Source organism: Dietzia sp. SLG310A2-38A2, assembly GCF_014145095.1.
Taxonomy (GTDB): Bacteria; Actinomycetota; Actinomycetes; order Mycobacteriales; family Mycobacteriaceae; genus Dietzia.
Genome location: NZ_JAALDX010000282.1, coordinates 13,931 through 15,515, shown reverse-complemented (window position 1 = coordinate 15,515; position 1,585 = coordinate 13,931). Strand labels below are relative to the sequence as shown.

The 1,585-nt window shown below is 67.3% G+C and carries 1 protein-coding gene; it reads left to right on the top strand.

What is annotated here, in order from left to right; genetic code table 11:
* Positions 1-210 precede the first annotated feature (210 nt).
* Positions 211-1,494, top strand: a complete 1,284-nt coding sequence (locus G6027_RS10410; protein WP_182637114.1) for an MFS transporter — start codon at positions 211-213, stop codon at positions 1,492-1,494.
* The last annotated feature ends 91 nt before the right edge of the window (positions 1,495-1,585 follow it).

Sequence of the window (1,585 nt, the reverse complement as noted above, 5' to 3'; positions counted from 1 at the left end):
CCCAGGAACTGCCCTTCCCCGCCGCACCGATCATCCTCGGCACTGTCGCTCTGCTGGCGTTTGCCGCCGCCGTCTGCTTCATCGCCGTCGACCGGTGTCCGCTGCGTTCGTCGGAGAGCCGTGCTGTGCCGTCGCTACTCACTCACCAGGGGAGCGGCACGCGATAGAGGCGACACCGCCCTGACGCGGTTGATCGCGAGGAGGTGAAGCATGGCCAGTAAACGAACACCCGAGCTCGGCCTGAAAGCCAACGCCGCCCAGTTTACTCTGCTCGTGGCCATCAATGCGTTGGTCGGCGGCATGGTGGGTCAGCAACAGACCGTGCTTCCCCTGCTGGCCACGGACGTCTTCGGCCTGACCGGTTACACGTTCATCTTCACCTACGTGGCCGCCTTCGGCATCACCAAGGCGATCGCCAACTATTTCGCCGGGACGTTCTCCGATCGATTCGGACGTAAACCCGTCCTGCTTGTCGGGTGGCTGTTCGCCATCCCGGTGCCACTCATGCTCATCTGGGCGCCCGACTGGAGCTGGGTGGTGGCCGCGAACATCCTGCTGGGCATCAACCAGGGCTTGACCTGGTCCACCACCGTGGTCATGAAGATCGACCTCGTCGGCCCGCGACAGCGCGGTCTGGCGATGGGGCTCAACGAGGCGGCAGGTTACGGCGCGGTCGCGGTGACCTCGCTGCTCGCCGGCTACCTGGCCGGGCAGTACGGTCTGCGACCGGCGCCGTTCCTGGTCGGCTTGGCCTACACGGCATTGGCTCTGGTGCTGTCCGGGATCTTCGTCCGCGAGACGCGCGATCACGCACTCCTGGACGCGGGGCGGCACACTGCCCGCCCCGACGGACTGCACGACCATCTCCACGCCGACATGACAGACCGCGAGATCGCGATCCAGACCAGCTTCAAGGAACCGGCCCTGTCCTCGGCGAGCCAGGCCGGGCTCGTCAACAATCTCAACTTCGGCTTGTCCTGGGGACTGTTCCCCCTGTTGTTCGGCACCGCGGGTCTGTCCGTGGGGCAGATCGGGCTCCTGTTCGCGCTCTACCCCGCCGTCTGGGGAGTGGGGCAGCTGTTCACCGGCGCGCTCTCGGACCGGGTCGGTCGCAAGCACCTGATCTCGGTGGGGATGGCCACGCAGGCGGCCGCGTTGGTCGTCATCGCGCTCGGCAGTGGATTCGGCGTGTGGGCGGTGGGGACCGTGATCTTGGGAGCAGGAACCGCGATGGTCTATCCGACGCTATTGGCAGCGATCGGCGACGTGGCCCATCCCGTGTGGCGGGGACGAGCCGTCGGGGTGTACCGCGTGTGGCGCGACCTGGGTTACGCAGTCGGTGCGGTGCTCGGTGGGATAGTCGCCGACGCCATGGGGATGCACGCGGCAGTGTGGGCCGCCGCCGTCGTCAGCGCGGCCTCGGCGGCCGCGGTAGCGATCCGAATGTACGAGACACTCACACCGCCCGCCGTCGGAGACTCGAGTGATGGCTGATTCGCTAGCGGCTATCGGGCGTCGCTAACGGCCCCGAAGGCGGGGAGCAGGGTGTACACCTCTGCGATCGAGCGGCCCGCCGCCATCACCG